Below are 16,417 nucleotides of genomic sequence, written 5' to 3' on the forward strand. Positions count from 1 at the left end.
TTATGAAAAAGTTACATTTAATAATAAACTCAACGAAAATCCTGATTTTGACAGGCCTGATGTTTTTCTCGTCCTGTTCAGATTTATTGGAAGAGGAACCTAGGGCTATTTTTGAGCCTGGCTTTTTTGAAACTGAAGCAGGGATACAGGGTGGCCTGACCTCCATGTATGCGCATTTGAGATATATTTTTGGGCAGGCCTATTTCTACAATACCACCCTTACAGGTACAGATGAAGTGACTTATGCTCAAAGTGCAGATCAAAACTTTCTGGTCATGGATCTCAGTGGCCAGGGTCCAATTGATCCCAATAACAGTAGAGCGGATGTGCTTTGGGGGGCGGCATTCTCAAATATCAATACAGCTAGCGGAATTATTGAATTTGGTACTGAAGCCGGAGTTTCTGATGCGCTTATTGCAGAAGCCAGGTTTTTCAGGGCTTTTGATTATTTCCTTTTAGTTCAGACTTTCGGTGGCGTTCCACTTGATCTGGGAGCAGGTGAACTCATGTTTAACATTAATCCTTCAAGAACTTCCGAAAGGAATACTGTGCCTGAAGTGTATACCAAGGCGATTTTCCCGGATTTGATCCAAGCGATTGAGGATTTGCCCGAAGTCGGCAGATTAACAGGGACGGCAACCAAAACTTTAGCAAGGCTGTACTTGGCCAAAGCCTATTTGACATATGCATGGTGGTTGGAAAACCCCAATAATATCCCAACCTACCCGGAAACAGACAGAATAGATCCGGACGGTCAGAGTGCAGCATGGTATTTCCAGAGAGCTTACGATATTGCATTGGAAGGGATTGAAAACCCAGGACCATTTGCATTGCAGGAAACTTTCTATGATGTACAGGTGGCCACCAATGACAGAAACAATGAATTGTTGCTATTTGCAGATCATACTGAAACCAACGAGTTTTATAACGGAGGTAGTTTGACTTGGGGTAATGGTAATGCTCCGGATAATTTTGCCGGATGGATGATGACCTGGAACTATACCGTCCTGAGAAGTAGCTCTTCATCTTCTGAATGGACCAATAGTGTGGAGACTGTAAGAAGAGAGGCCGTACAGCCTCTTGGCCGGCCTTGGATCAGAATGAGCCCGACTATTGGTGCTATCACCAACACCTTTGCTGATAAAACAAACGATTCAAGGTATGATGGAACGTTCACGACCGTATACAGAGCAAATATAGACAGAGCTCCGAGAATCTCAGGGCCTGTGTACAATGCCAATGGTTTGGAGATTCAAGCCGGAGATCCTGTTCTTACTTTTCTGGATGAAGAGCCCGAAGAAGCTATTGATTATTTGTCTCCTGCCAGTTTAGGGGCTAATGTAGGAGCTGGAGTTCTCCCAGGTAGGTCGGATTTTGTTATTTCTCCATCGGGTATCAATAGAATTGTTTATCCAGGACTATGGAAATTAGGGCCTTATAGGACGGATAGTGGTGATGGATTGGGAGAGCCTAATGCGGGTAGTACAAGACCATTTAATATTGCCAAATTCTCTGAACTCTATTTTGTAGCAGCCGAAGCTGCTGTAAAAGGAGCTACGGGGCCTAGAAGTGCAAGAGATCTTATCAATGTGTTGCGTGCTAGAGCAGGTGTTTGGAAGTGGAGCAATAAATTGAATGAGGAGTTTGTTGAGGATAGAAGTGCGGAAATGTTGGCAAATACTCCTGCTGAAATTGATGTCAATTATATTCTAGCGGAGAGATCCAGGGAATACTATGGTGAAGGGTATCGTTGGTATGACCTTATCCGAACTCAAAAATGGGAGGAGCTGGCAGGCACTTATCAGATAGGCGGTATGGGCTATGGTGATCGGACAGCACAGACCATTACCAGAAGCATTCAGCCGTACCACTATCTTAGACCAATTCCACAGAGTCAAGTGGATGCTATGGAAGGCGATAGGAGTACCTACCAAAATCCAGGATATCAATAAACTAGATTGAAAGTCAGTAAGATCCCCTTGAAGATTTGCTTCTCGGGGATTTTTTGTTTTTTCACTTTTTGACTGAAGAGTCTCGGATAATCAATTCTGAGCGCAGGCTGATTTTTTCGGTTTGATTTAAAGTGGTACTGGAGGGATCCTCTAGGCGTTGTAAGAGGCTTTTCATAGCAATTTCACCCATTTCTTGACCAGGATAGTTAATAGTGGTGAGGTTGGGTTCAACTAGTCGAGAGATTCCGTCATTGTTGAAACCGACCACGGCTATATCATCTGGAACGCAGATTCCTTTTGATTTTAAAACCTGAATACAGTTGGCAGCACAGCCATCATTGGAGACAAAGAGTGCATCGGGCATCTGTTCCAATTCCTGCATTTTTTCGATGATGTCCTCACATGCATCTTCACTAAGTTTGCTGAACATGACCAAATCCCCATTGTAAGCTATATGGTTTTCAATTAAAGCTAATTTGTACCCCTTAAGCCTATCCCTGTAAACATCTATTTTCTCACTTCCCAATACATGGAAAATTCTCTTGTAGCCTTGTTCTAAAAGATGTTTGGTGGCGGTATATGCAGCATTGACATTGTCTATGACTATACCTAAACAATTGTCACAATTGCCGACCCGGTCATAAAATATAACCGGTATGTTTTTCCTGAAAAATGGTTTGAAATGCTGAGTGCCAAACTCATTGCTGGTCTGGGAAACCAACAAGCCATCAACTCTGCTTTTGAACATAGTATGTACATTGGCCAATTCTTTTTCCTGTGAATTAAGGGATTGGCTGATCAAAAGATTAAAACCTGCTTCACTGGCAACAGTTTCCATTCCGGCAATCACGGATGCCTGAAATTTGCTGTCCAACATGGGAACAATTACCCCAATATTGTTGGATCTGTTGGTGCGGAGATTGGCAGCAAAAATATTGGATTGGTACCCGAGCTTTGAAGCTATTTTAAAAATCTTTGATTTGGTTTTTTCTCTTACTGTAGGGTGGTCATTGAGTGCTCTGCTAACGGTGGCTGGCGAAAGCCCTGCATCTTTTGCGATATCATAAATGGTAATATCCTTACTCATAGGATTGAATTGATTGGTTTTTCGGGTAACCTGACCATTTTGCCTGAAGCCCCATATCCTAACCTTTCAAATCAAAAATATTCCTTTTTTTGAATCATTCAAAGCAATATAATTGAAATCGATTGTAAAAGACAAAAAACAAAATAATATTCTATAAAATAAATTGTAATCCTATTATAATCTGATTATTGTTAAATATAAAATTATTTCATGTGTTTAGTGTTTTGTAATCCTGCCTTTAAAAATAATAATTGAAATCGATTGTATTTTTATTATTTGATGTTTAGGTTTAAAGCTCAAACCTATAATTGCATATTTTGATCAAACACTGATCATAAAACCTGCTCTAATACATGTCTTATAAATCCAAGATTCTTTGTTTTCTGATTTTCTTTGTTTTTTTAATTCGATCAGCTTCGATTGCCCAGGTTTTCGACCATCACATGGTTTCAGATTATGCGCTTCCGGGAAGCTTTCCTTTGGTAGATCAAGCAGCTGCCGACCTTGTATTTGATGGAAAAGATGAAGGAATTAAAATTGCGGTAGCCAATTTGTCAAAGGACATATTGGCTGTTACAGGCAAACAGTCTTATATCCAATCAAAAATCAGTAAGGGAAAACCATTGGTGATTATTGGGCAGCTAGGTAAAAGCCCTTTGATAGATCAGTTGGTCGGAGAAGGAAAAATTAAAACCTCAGATCTTTCCGGAAAGTGGGAAAAGTACAAGATACAGACCATAAAGGATCCATTTCCTGATGTTGATGAAGCTCTGATAATAGTTGGTAGTGATAAGCGGGGAACAATATTTGGGGTTTATGAATTGTCTGAGCAAATAGGGGTCTCTCCATGGTACTGGTGGGCTGATGTGCCTGTGAAAGAGAGGACTTCACTTTACGTTGTCTCTGGTGAGCATAGCAAAGGTAGCCCAGCTGTGAAATATAGAGGTATTTTTATCAATGATGAGGCTCCTGCATTGGCAGGATGGGCGACAAAAAAGTTCGGTGGATTTAACCATCAGTTTTATGAGCATGTTTTTGAATTGATCCTTCGACTAAAGGGCAATTACCTTTGGCCGGCTATGTGGGGTAGGGCTTTTTACGATGATGATCCCAAGAATGGGCCATTGGCTGATAAATACGGAATCGTAATCGGTACATCTCACCATGAGCCGCTGATGCGTGCTCATGTGGAATGGTCTAGATATGGAGATGGCGATTGGAGTTACCAGACAAATAAGGAAACCCTTCAGGAGTTTTGGAGGGAAGGAATGCAAAGGCAGGGTAATATGGAAGCCACCGTTTCATTGGGCATGAGAGGTGATGGTGATGAGCCAATGAGTGAAGAAAATAATATAGCCTTGCTTGAGGAGATCATAGAAGATCAAAGAAGAATAATTGAAGAAGTAACAGGAAAACCTGCCTCAGAGACGCCACAGTTTTGGGCTCTGTACAAAGAGGTGCAAGAGTATTATGATAAAGGAATGCGTGTTCCTGATGACGTGATGCTTTTGCTTTGTGATGACAACTGGGGCAATGCCAGAAAACTACCGGCAATCGGGGCAGAACCCAGAAAAGGGGGCTATGGCATGTATTATCATTTTGACTATGTAGGAGGACCAAGGAATTACAAGTGGATCAATACCAATCCCATTCCCAAAATCTGGGAGCAAATGAACCGGACTTACCGACATGGAGTGGATGAGTTGTGGGTGGTCAACGTAGGTGATATCAAACCCATGGAATTCCCGATTTCGTTTTTTCTGGATTTTGCCTGGAATCCGGATAAAATTCCAGCTGAAATGCTTCAAGCCTATACCCAATCTTGGTCCGAAAAACAGTTTGGCCCTGAATATGCCAAACAAATAGGAGAACTTATTTCAGGATTTGGGAAACTGAGCGGAAGAAGAAAGCCCGAGCTTTTGGATCATAACACTTACAGTGTGCATTATTATGGTGAGATGAAAAGGGTCTCCGCAGAATGGAAAGCTTTGGAAGATTTATCTGATAAAATCAAAAGCGAACTGGATCCAAAGTATCATGATGCCTATTTTCAATTGGTCGAGCACCCAATCATAGCTTCAGCCAACCTACATAGACTTTATGAAAGCACAGCGCTCAACCATCTTTATGCCAATCAAGGAAGAAACAATACTTCTAAGAAAGCGCAAGAAGTAAAGGAATACTTTGAAAGGGATCAGGAAATTTCTGATTTCTACAATCAGGAATTGGCAGGGGGGAAGTGGCCCCACATGATGGATCAGACACATATCGGATACACTTACTGGCAGCAACCTGATGAAAATGTGATCCCTGAAACCAAATCCATCAAGGTTCCCAAAAAAGGTGCGCTGGGTGTTTCTCTGACCGAAAGCCAGATGTTTTTCCCGGAAAGCAAAACATTAAAAACAGTGGAGCTATCTCCTTTTGATACGCATCCGGTTTATATGGAAATTTTCAATAGAGGACAAAAGCCAATAGAGGTTACCATCAAAAACACCAACAACTGGTTGCTCTTTGATGCCGAAAAACTTGAAATATCTTCAGCAAATGAGATTCCAATAATGGTAGACTGGGCAAATGTGCCCAAAGGCAAAAGCAATGTGAGTTTTGAGTTGCAAAGCGGTAGAGAAACAGTGGTGGTTGAGTTGGTGATCAATAATTTTGGAGTAGATGGAGATTTTAAGGGTTTTGTTGCTTCACGCGGTGTATTGGCCATAGACGCTGAGCATTTTACCTCCAAATATGAGGTGAGTCCTGTCCGCTGGAAAGTCATTGGGGATTTGGGTAAGACCGGCAATGCTGTGATGGCAACACCGGAAACATCTTTTACTCTTGCAGAAAGTCCACAAGGGAGCTATATCAGTTATGATGTTTGGGTAGAAGAAGCAGGTGAGTATGAAGTGAAGGTATTGGCCAGCCCAACTTTAAATTACCTCAACACACCGCAGGGCATACAGTATGGAATCGGGCTGGGTGAGGATGAACCTATTCTCATCAGTATGCATGGTGAAGAAAAACCAAGACAGTGGGACAATTGGGTGGCCAATAGTATCAACGTTTCCGGAGAAAAACTGAATTTCAAAAAAGGGAAAAACGAGTTGAGAATTTATTTGGTCAATCCAGGGATAGTGATTCAGCGCTTGTTGATTGATCTCGGAAATCTTCAGCCATCCTATCTAGGGCCACCTGAAAGTAAATATAGCCTTAAGTTTAAATAGTATAATTCCGGGTCAAAGAAGTATTGGGATTATGGAGTAATTAGTCCTGCTTTTTTAGATTAGAAAATGGCAATAAAAAAACCTGCCAGGATTCTATTTGAGTTGATGTGAAATAAATCTGTTTTGGCTGATAAACCTGCCAGGTTTGACCTAATTTGTTACTTTGACAAAGTAGGATTAGTTTATTTAAGGATAATTGGGAAGCATAAAGGACAGCTCTAAAGACAACTTACTTTTTGGTAAAGTCCTTGGAATAAGAGGCTTGATATCATACGAGGGTGAAACGGGAAAGGTGTTGGAGGAAGCTTGATTATTCACAACCTTACAACAGCTTTTACGACGCTTTCCTTACCAAAAAACAAAGGCTCAAACTTTGATGGAAGTTCATCGAATTCAATGGTATGGCTTATCCAGAAATCAGTATTGATTTCTCCTCTTTCTATCAATGAGATGATATTTCGAAAATCATTAGATAAGGCATTTCTACTAGCCATCAGTGTAAGTTCCTTTTTGTGAAATAAAGGATCATGGAATTCAAAATTGCCCTGAAACAGTCCTATAAATACAATAACTGCCCCATGGGCTGCCATTTCAAGCGTTTTTTTCATGGAGTCAGGATTGCCTGTGGCATCGAGAATGACGGTAGGTAAATCTCCCTCAAAAAGTTTTCTGAGTGCTTCTATCGCGTCAAAATCCGATCCTTCAATGCATACGGTATCTTTTACCGGTAAATTCTCCTTGCAGATTTTCAACCTATCTTGGTTGATGTCCATGACAGCTACCTCAGTACTATGTAAGGCAGCAAATTGGGCTGTGCCTATCCCAATAGGACCTGCTCCAATGACTAATACTTTGTCTTCCTTCTGGATTTTGGCCCTTTGCACAGCGTGAAAGCCAATAGCCAAAGGCTCAATAAGAGCGAGTTGATCAAAGGACAATTTTGCAGAAGGGTGGAGATACTTGGCATCCATAAGAAACTGCTCCCGCATTCCCCCATCTTCATGTACCCCAAAAACGGATATGGCTTCTCCGCAATTTGTTTTACCCCGCCTCACAGCTTGATCTTGTGACCTGTTGAAATAGGGTTCCAATGAACAGCGATCTCCAACTTTTAGGTTTTGTACATTTTCTCCAAGTTTCAGCACCTCTACACCCAGTTCATGGCCAAGGATTCTTGGATATGAAAAGAAAGGTTGCTTGCCTTTGAAAGCATGGATGTCAGTGCCACAAATGCCGATGGCATGCACCTTGACCAATACTTCCTCGGGTTTTGGATCTTGTGGGTATTCGGTTTCAATCGATTCCAGCTTTCCTGGGGTGTTTAGGATAATTGTCTTCATCTGAAAAGATATTTTGATTCTTGAGAAAAAGCAGTGTGATCCTGTTTTTTTATTAAGACTCACTAAAAATGCTTCGTGTGCTTTTAGTTGGCTCGGTGACAGACATCCTGCGGTCCAAATGGATGTATCCTCCATCTACAACTATCTGCTGTCCGGTAGTATGGGAGGATAATTCGGAAATCAGGAACAGAACCGTATTGGCAATTTCTTCTGGGGTTGTCATTCTATTCCCTAAAGGAACAAGGGCATCTATTTTTTCCTTTTCGCCAGAGGGATCAGGGAAAGTACTCAACCAATCTTTGTAAGCAGGAGTCCAACTTTCTGATATGACCAAGGAATTGACCCTGATACCGAACTTGGAAAGGTCTACAGCCCATTCACGGGTAAGAGCCAATACAGCGCCTTTTGATGCGGCATAGCCGGAAGTCCCTCCCTGACCTGTCAATGCTACTTTTGAGGAAATATTGAGGATGTTTCCTTTGGAAGCCTTCAAGAGCTTTAATGAATGCTTTGCCAAAAGGAAATAGTTGACAAGGTTCAAATGCAAGGATTCTATAAAATCTTCGTAAGAAGCCTCCAGGCCCACTCCGTCGTTGACCCCTACATTATTGACCAGCACATCCAGTCTTCCATATTTTTCTTCCACAGCCTCAACTGCTTCTCTACAAGCGGTTGGGTCAGTGAGATCAGTCTGAATAAAAAGGCAGTCATGTCCTTTTTCCAATAGTTCGGATTCGTAGGAATAACCCCTTGGATTTCTGTCCACAATCACTGGAATACCGCCTTCTTTAGCCACTTTCCATACCAATGTTTCGCCTATGCTACCTTTTTTGCCTGCCCCTCCGGAAATCAGGACTATTTTATCATTCAGGTTTACATTCATTTTTTCCTATTTTTCTTTTCTTCAAAATTTACCTTAGTGAATTTTGGCAATTCGGGTTTTTGTGGGGATCTGATTTGGTTTTTTCAATTTTCGGTTTTCTTGAATTGATATACCTTCCCTTTTTCAGTGGGTATATCATAAACATGACCTTCCTCTATTTCAAGTAATTCCAATGAAAGGTTTGGGGCTAGAATAGGTTCTGGTGTAACTGCTACCGAATAAAATGTATTCTGATTTTCCCCATCAGCTGAAGACAGGGTTTTGCCATCTGAGAAAACTAGGGATTCAGAAGACCTGATTCTCAAGTTTCCACCGAGTTTGGATTTGATACTGACTGATTCCAGGATCCCGTTGTTCCAAATCATGTCTACAATTTCGAAACCTCCTCTTGCCATTAGGCCCTTGACCTGACCCTTTGGCCAGGCATCCGGCAATGCTGGAAGTAAGTGGATTTCTCCATTGGCACTCTGAAGCAACATCTCTGCAATTCCTGAGGTGCAGCCAAAGTTGCCATCAATTTGAAACGGAGGGTGGGCATCAAAAAGGTTGTTGTAGGAACCTCCTCCCTCAAATGCTCCTGTCACAGGAGAAAGTTGGTTTTGAATTAGCTTGTAGGCATGGTTGCCATCCAATAACCTCGCCCACCAATTGACCTTCCAGCCCATGCTCCAGCCTGTAGAGATATCTCCTCTGTGGATCAATGTGGTTTTTGAAGCTGAAGCCAATTCTGGGGTTCTGAAAGGTGAGATCTGGTTGGAAGGAAATAGGCCATAGAGGTGGGAAATATGGCGGTGATTATCTTCAGGGTCATCTATGTCATCCAGCCATTCCTGTAGCTGTCCATATTGGCCAATGTGCATAGGAGGGAGCCTATCTCTGTAAAGTTGAAGGGAATCCAAAAACGCATTGTCTTCACCTACCAATTCTCCTGCCTGCAAGACTGTGGTGAATACATCAAAAGCTATTTGGTTGTCCATAGTAGTACCTGCATCCAAAGAGGTGCCCTCGTGTGCCTTGGGGGCGTTTTCAGGAGATGTGCCAGGGTTGACCACCAACCAGTCATTTTCGGGATGTGGTACCAGGAAGTCCATGTAGAAAAGAGCAGTTCCTTTCAGCACAGGATAAATTCTTTTCAGAAAATCACTATCACCTGTGTAAAGATAGTGTTCCCAAAGATGTTGGCTGATCCAGCCTCCACCTCCATTCCAAATTCCCCAGAAAATATCATCTACAGGGCCGGTAATTCTCCAGATATCTGTATTGTGGTGGGCCATCCAGCCTCTGGTGCCATACATTTCCTTGGCAGTTTTTTCACCGGTTTCGGCAAGTTCTTCCACCATTCTGAGAAAAGGTTCATGAAGTTCGGATAAATTGGTCCTTTCAGCAGGCCAATAGTTCATCTGAGCATTGATGTTGATGGTGTATTTGCTGTCCCAAGGTGGGTTGAGTCTGTGGTTCCAAATTCCCTGTAGGTTGGCAGGTTGCCCACCTGGCTGGGAAGAAGAAATCAAGAGGTACCTTCCGTACTGAAAATAGAGTGCCACCAAATGAGGGTCATTTCCGGTTTTGAAAGCTTTTAATCTTTCGTCTGTGGGAAGGCTTGCTGCCTCAGTAGTCCCAAGATCCAGACTTACCCTATCAAAGTATTTTCGGTAAGCCTCAACATGACGTTTTTTTAAGCTGTGATAATCTTGTTTGGCTGCATTTTTCAAAGCTTCCTTTGCTTTAAGAATTTCATCTCCTGAAATGTCATCGTAGCGTTGAAAATTGCTGGCCATGGAGATATAGAGGTAAACAGAGTCGGCGCCGTTTACTTCTATGCCTTCATCAATTTCTGTCATTGTTCCTCCAAATGGTTTGATCTCCGCCAAAGCTTTGAATCTGACCAAACCCTCTACACCTTCATGGCTGGAAGTAGTACCGGACATTCCTAAGGTTGTAGAAGTTTCATGCTTAAGATTGGCTGTTTGATGAGGACTTGAAAATTTGGATTCAAAATTCAATCCTCCTTTTTTGTCAGTGCTGAGCTTGACGATGATGATATCATCTGCAAGAGAGGCAAAAGATTCTCTGTAATAGGTATCACTGCCTATTTTGTAATGGGTCAGCTGTATGGCATTTTCAATATCCAGTTCCCTGTAATAGTTTTCCGGACTGTCATGTCCGCTAAATTGTAAATGTAGATTTCCAACAGGCTGATACATCTGACCATTGGATTTTTTTGATTGTATGTTTTCTTTGGCGAGCTGTTCTGCCTTTTTGTACTCCCCATCAAAAATCAGTTTTCTGATTTCCGGAAGGGCGGCCAATGCATCGGGGTTATCGTTGCGGTTAGGGCTACCCGACCATACCGTCTCTTCATTGAGCTGAATGATTTCCTCCGGATAATTTCCATATATCATGGCACCTAATCTGCCATTACCGATGGGAAGTGCGTTTTCCCAAGAATCTCCGGAAGATTGATTGTACCAAAGTTTAAGACCGGGATCATTCTGGGCCAAACTCTGGAGTACACAGAAAAAAAATAGCAGGGCAACAAATTCTTTTTTCAACATAGGTTTAAGGAAAATCAGTTTTTGTCCGAATTTACCTTTTCCTGAGCTTATTATTCAGGTAAAAATAAGACGGAACTGTATAGGTTTGAAAGTTTCAATTTCACTATAAATATAAGACGGATGGGCCGGAATATCGTCCGGCCCATCCTAAAAAGAAGTTAATATCCTGGACTTTGTGTGATTTCAGGATTTCTTAATATTTCATTCAATTCTATAGGAAGGAAATACATCTTTTCTTCAAAGACTCTTTCCAGTAACTGGATTTCTACGTAGGTTTTTTCACCCGTATTCAGGTCTTTGATAATGTCCATTCCTCTTATCGGTCTGTTTTCAATATCCGGAGCAATCTTCCATCTTCTGACATCCCAATATCTATGCTCTTCGAATGCCAACTCTATTCTTCTTTCATTATAGATTCTTTGTCTCAATTCATCTCCTGAGACATTGTCAGGAATAGGGGGCATGTTGACCCTTTCCCTTACCATGGAAAGATAAGTGCGGGCAGTAGCCTCATCACCCAACTCGAATTTGGCTTCAGCATAGTTGAGGTAAATTTCTCCCAATCTAAATATGATCCAGGGGTTAGTGTATGGTTCTTGCCAATTCAGTGGTACACCTTCTTCAGGCATGAATTTCTTCAGGACATAATTGGTCCTTGGATTATCCCCACTTTGCCTGTAGGAATCAAATCCCCAAGACTCACCATCTTCAGCTACCCACATTTCGAATGTATCTCCGTGATATACTGCCTCATCGTGGATGATGGTGGCAGCAAATCTAGGGTCCCTATTTGCATAAGGGTTTTGAGGGTCATAGCCTGAGGCAGGATTGATGGTTTTTTGCCCATTGTTGAAAATGAATGGAGGTTCTCCATTGATCATGTCATAATCATCCACCAGGTTCTGAGATGGTCCGTTGCTGGCCCACCAGCCCCCATAGGCCCCATATCTTCGGTTCAGATTGTGCATAGGTGCCTGATGAAATGCTCCTGGAGAGGTGGCAAAAGGCCTTGCAAATATGATTTCATTGTTGGCACTTCCTGTAGGTTGATTGAACAGGGTGCTGTAATCCGGATGTAAGGAATAGCTGGAATTGATCAGTTCCTCAGCAGCATCTGCAGCTTTTTGCCATCTTGATCTGTCATTGGCTTCATTGAAAAGGGGAGAAGCGGCATAGAGAAACAAGCGGGACTTTAAGGCAAGGGCAGCATCTCTGGTAGCTCTTCCAAAATTCCCATCGGTGGTCTGATACCTTTGGGCCAAGTCGGGCATGGCTTCATTCAAATCATTTTCAATAAATTCAACACATTCTTCAAAACTTGATCTAGCAAAGGTCATTTCTGCTCCCAGTTCATAACTTCTGTCCACTATGGGAACACCACCGAATCTTTCTACCAAAAGAAAGTAAATGTAAGCCCTGAGGAACTTTGCCTCCGCGACCAATTGCTCTTTGTTGTTGAGGGAAATTTCTAATGTTTCCATCTGCTCCAAAAAGATATTGATCCTTCGGAGGTATTGGAAAGCAGTGTTCCAATAATATAAGCCCCCGCCACCAGTCCAATGATCGTTGGCAACAGCACCTACATTGTCAGGTCTAAGCTGCCCAGTAGGAATGATTCCGATATCCCAGTTGATGGCGCAAAATGCCTCATCGGTGGCTTTGGAAAGCATGTGAATATTGAATCCGTGGAGTATGCTATTGTATAGGGCAGTGTGATAGGCATTGATCAGGTTTGGATCATTCCAAACAGCCTCTTCCGATACCCTGTCTTGTGGCAGGACATCAAGTATATCATCATTACATGCTGAAAATAAAAACAATGTAATGAAAAGGTATATAAGTTGTTTTTTCATTTCAGTAAGGGTTAAAATTTAACATTGACGCCTAGATTCATCAATCTCAGCTGTGGATAAAATAGAAATCCTCCACTTGCTTCAGGGTCGGCCCATTTGATCTCTCTGGACCATGTAAGTAGGTTAAAGCCACTGGCAAATACCCGGGCGTCAGTCAATCCGATTCTGGAAATCAAACCTTTTGGAAGTGAATAGCCTAGCTCGACATTTTTGAGCCTTACAAAAGTGGCATCAAATAGCCACATGGTATTGGCTCCTGGTTCTAAAGCATCTGCTCTTGGCATGCTTCCACCCGGATTGTCTACCGTCCATCTATCAGTTGCCCTAGCTACTGTAGAGTTGTCAAATGCGGCATTTCCCAGTACAGCAAACCTGTCGTCATAATTGATCACATTGGTCTGTCCTTGGAAGAAGACTGTCAGGTCAAAATTCCTGTATTGAAGATCAAAGTTAAGTCCGAAAACATACTCTGGAATATTGGTGAAATGATGTCTGAACCTGTCATTTCCGTCGATCACCCCATCTCCATTCAGGTCTACAAACCTCAAATCTCCTACCTGTGCATTGGGTAAGTGTGGATAGCTTTCCAACTCTTCCTGGCTACTGAAAATCCCATCGGCTTGATAAAATAGCCCAGCACCTACAGGTCTACCTGTCTGGTTCATTCTTTCCTCCTGATTGGGAACTTCATCCATAAAGATTACCTCGCTTCTGGCAAAGGCAACATTCCCGCGTACTACAGCACTCAGCTCGCCGAAATTTTTCTGGCTGGTCAAAGTCAGCTCATAACCGCGGTTGTTGATTTCCCCGATGTTTTCGTCAGGAAGACCTGGAAATCCGAAGACATTGCTGACGGATACATTTCTGGTGGCAAGGATATTGGATCTTCTCTCCTGAAACACAGTGAATTCAACACCCAATGCTCCTCTCCAAAGTATGGATTCCAATCCAAAATCTACTTTTTCACTTACCTCCCAAGTAATAAAGGGATTAGGAAGCACTCCGGGGTTAACTCCGGGATTTACATTGCCTCCAAAAGGGAAGTTTCCACCAAAAGTAAATGCCTGAAGATGTTGAAAAGGTGCCACCAAGTCATTTCCAATCTGTCCATAAGAACCTCTAATTTTCAGTTGATTCACAAAGTCAACATTGTCCATAAAAGACTCTTCCGAAATCCTCCATCCTGCAGATACTCCAGGGAAGAAACCATATCTGCTGCCTTCTGGAAAACGTTGTGAACCATCATACCTGAAAAGGAACTCCAAAAGGTACTTGCCATCATAGTCATAGTTGAATCTACCAAAGTAATTATTGTAGCCACCAAGAATAGTAGATCCACCTGTGTTCATGTCATCAGTGTCACTGCTTCCGGCATTGATCTGATCAATGGCAGAACTCACAAAATTTCTTCTGAAGGCATAAACCCAATTGTGAAAATCTTGCTGTTGCTCCGTTCCCAGCAAAACTCCCAAGTAATGCTTGTCAATGACTTTGCTGTAGTTTAGCCTGAAATTATAAAGTTGGGTGGTGAGTTTTCGGTTTGTCTGACCCAGTTCAGGTGCCGAAACTCCCGTTCCCATGATTTCATCATATTCACCGGTTTGGGTATTGAATTCATGGAATGAATAAGGAGTTCTCCACCTTCTTTCGATTTGGTGGTTCACATCATAGTTATAGCTTGCTTCTAGCTTAAGCCCATCGATAAATGGCACATCGTAAGTGGCTGTAAATGTGGAGAAAATTGGTGAATCATCTCTATTGAGATACCCTCTTTGGTTCATAAGTAGTGGGTTTTCACCCAATCTTCCCGGAGCAATCAATCCATTGGGATACACCGCCGGCAAAGTCGGATTGGCCTGAAAGATATTGTGGAAGTTTACCCAAACCTCATCATTGGTGGCTACTGAACCAAAAGTCCTGTTGTTGAGCAATGCAGATACATTGGCCCCAACTTTCAGATTTTCCGTCAACTTCACATTGACGTTAACCCGCATGTTGTGTTGTTGAAATTCTGTGGGGTCATTTACAAGGCTTCCATCTTGGTAAACCGTTCCATAAGAAAGGAAGTAGTCGATATTTTCTGTGCCACCTCTCGCGGAAAGGTTCACCCTTCTTTGTATAGAATAGGGTTTGATGGCTTCTTGTGCCCAATTGGTATTCGGATAACTTACCGGATCAGAGCCATCTCTGAATCTATCGATGGCAGATTGTGAAAATGGAGCTGACCAAGTGTCCAGATCAGGGCGTCCGGCCCTGTACCAGGCACCTTCATTGTACACTTCTGCAAATGTAGGTGCATCCAGCATTTCGGGTACCATGGTAGGTTGCTGAAAGGCGTGGTTATAAGAGAGATTAAATTCTGGTTTTCCTTTTGCACCTGTTTTGGTAGTGATCAGAATGACTCCATTTGCTGCCCTGGCTCCATAAATTGCAGCTGAGGCGTCTTTAAGTACGGAAACACTCTCTATATCTTCGGGGTTTAACCGGGCCATTTCTGCCCTAGGTACGCCATCGATGATAATAAGGGGGGCATTGTTGCCAAAGGTGGCCACGCCTCGTATCAGAAGATTGGGATCATCCCTTCCAGGCTCCCCTGTTCTTTGGTTTACGGTCAAGCCGGGAAGTCGTCCTGCAAGGTTAGCAGAGACATTGGCAGATGGGCTCCGCCTGATTTCGTCACCCTGGATGGCCACCACAGATCCTGTCATGGTTTCCTTACGCTGCTCACCATATCCCACTACGACTACTTCACTGAGCTGGGCCAAGTCAGATTCCAGCTCTATATCTATGACAGAATTGTTGTTGACTTGAGATTCAATGGTCCTGAATCCAATAAAACTAAATTGTAAAATGGCATCTGAGCCTACGGAGATGGTGTACTTGCCATCAATGTCTGTTACAGTACCGTTGGTGGTGCCTTTTTCGATGACATTGACTCCTGGAATTGGGTCACCTTCACTATCGGTGACCAAGCCTGAAACATTCTGTTGCGCCATTGCCTGTTGGAAGCTGCAAAAAACAAATACCCACAGGTACATCTGTTTTTTGGCAACAACTTTCCACAACTGCAAAATGCAACATTTTGCATGAGATAAAGATGTTTTCATTGGTTGATTATTTTGGGTTTGAGGCTGATAATTTTACCCTTTTGGGTTCTGATTTTCAGACATTTTTGTATTGACAGCAATCAACACATTAGGAGGGTTATATATAGTTATCGGTATATAATTTCCTAATTGATATGCTGTCAATAGATAATTGCAATAAGTTATCTTGTACCGGTATGATATTTTGAATTTTATAATTTAGAAAATGGCTTGCAAACGATTGAAAAAGTTTATTTACACAAACCTTTGCGCAAAGGTTTGTGTAAATCCCATTTTATATTTAAAAATATAGTTTTATTCATAATTACCGGATCGCTCATTTACTTAAAATTTTTCATTGGGAAAAAATTGGTTCAGTTTATATGCTTTTTGATTCCGTAAATACCCATCTGGAGTGTATTGATATAATAAGTCGGAAGGCT

Annotated in this window: 8 protein-coding genes; 2 read left to right on the forward strand and 6 right to left on the reverse strand. The window is 42.2% G+C overall.

Features of this window, described 5'->3' with window-relative positions; genetic code table 11:
• Window positions 1-2 precede the first annotated feature (2 nt).
• Window positions 3-1,952: a RagB/SusD family nutrient uptake outer membrane protein gene (locus A33Q_RS17835; protein ID WP_040490656.1), complete on the forward strand. Its 1,950-nt coding sequence runs from the start codon at window positions 3-5 to the stop codon at window positions 1,950-1,952.
• A 61-nt stretch (window positions 1,953-2,013) separates the two neighbouring features.
• On the opposite strand, the gene A33Q_RS17840 is transcribed toward A33Q_RS17835, so the two are convergent.
• Complete coding sequence (locus A33Q_RS17840; RefSeq protein WP_009035058.1) at window positions 2,014-3,039, reverse strand: LacI family DNA-binding transcriptional regulator; 1,026 nt, start codon at window positions 3,037-3,039, stop codon at window positions 2,014-2,016.
• Window positions 3,040-3,392: 353 nt separating this feature from the next.
• On the opposite strand from A33Q_RS17840, the gene A33Q_RS17845 reads away from it, so the two are divergent.
• Entirely contained in the window at window positions 3,393-6,257 is a 2,865-nt protein-coding gene (locus A33Q_RS17845) for a glycosyl hydrolase 115 family protein (RefSeq protein ID WP_009035059.1), read from the forward strand.
• 314 nt (window positions 6,258-6,571) lie between these two features.
• Here the strand turns inward: A33Q_RS17845 and A33Q_RS17850 are convergent, their stop codons facing one another.
• From A33Q_RS17850 to A33Q_RS17870, 5 genes are all read right to left on the reverse strand, one after another.
• Complete coding sequence (locus A33Q_RS17850) at window positions 6,572-7,597, reverse strand: zinc-binding alcohol dehydrogenase family protein (RefSeq protein ID WP_009035060.1); 1,026 nt, start codon at window positions 7,595-7,597, stop codon at window positions 6,572-6,574.
• A gap of 52 nt (window positions 7,598-7,649) precedes the next feature.
• Window positions 7,650-8,480, reverse strand: coding sequence for an SDR family oxidoreductase (locus A33Q_RS17855; RefSeq protein ID WP_009035061.1), 831 nt, complete (start codon window positions 8,478-8,480; stop codon window positions 7,650-7,652).
• A gap of 83 nt (window positions 8,481-8,563) precedes the next feature.
• Window positions 8,564-11,035, reverse strand: a complete 2,472-nt coding sequence (locus tag A33Q_RS17860) for a glycoside hydrolase family 95 protein (RefSeq protein ID WP_040490657.1) — start codon at window positions 11,033-11,035, stop codon at window positions 8,564-8,566.
• A gap of 158 nt (window positions 11,036-11,193) precedes the next feature.
• Window positions 11,194-12,888 carry a RagB/SusD family nutrient uptake outer membrane protein gene (locus A33Q_RS17865; RefSeq protein ID WP_009035062.1) on the reverse strand — a complete coding sequence of 565 codons (1,695 nt, stop codon included), beginning with the start codon at window positions 12,886-12,888 and terminating at the stop codon, window positions 11,194-11,196.
• A gap of 11 nt (window positions 12,889-12,899) precedes the next feature.
• Window positions 12,900-15,995, reverse strand: a complete 3,096-nt coding sequence (locus A33Q_RS17870) for a SusC/RagA family TonB-linked outer membrane protein (RefSeq protein WP_009035063.1) — start codon at window positions 15,993-15,995, stop codon at window positions 12,900-12,902.
• Window positions 15,996-16,417: the final 422 nt, after the last annotated feature.

This window comes from Indibacter alkaliphilus LW1, assembly GCF_000295935.2.
GTDB lineage: Bacteria > Bacteroidota > Bacteroidia > Cytophagales > Cyclobacteriaceae > Indibacter > Indibacter alkaliphilus.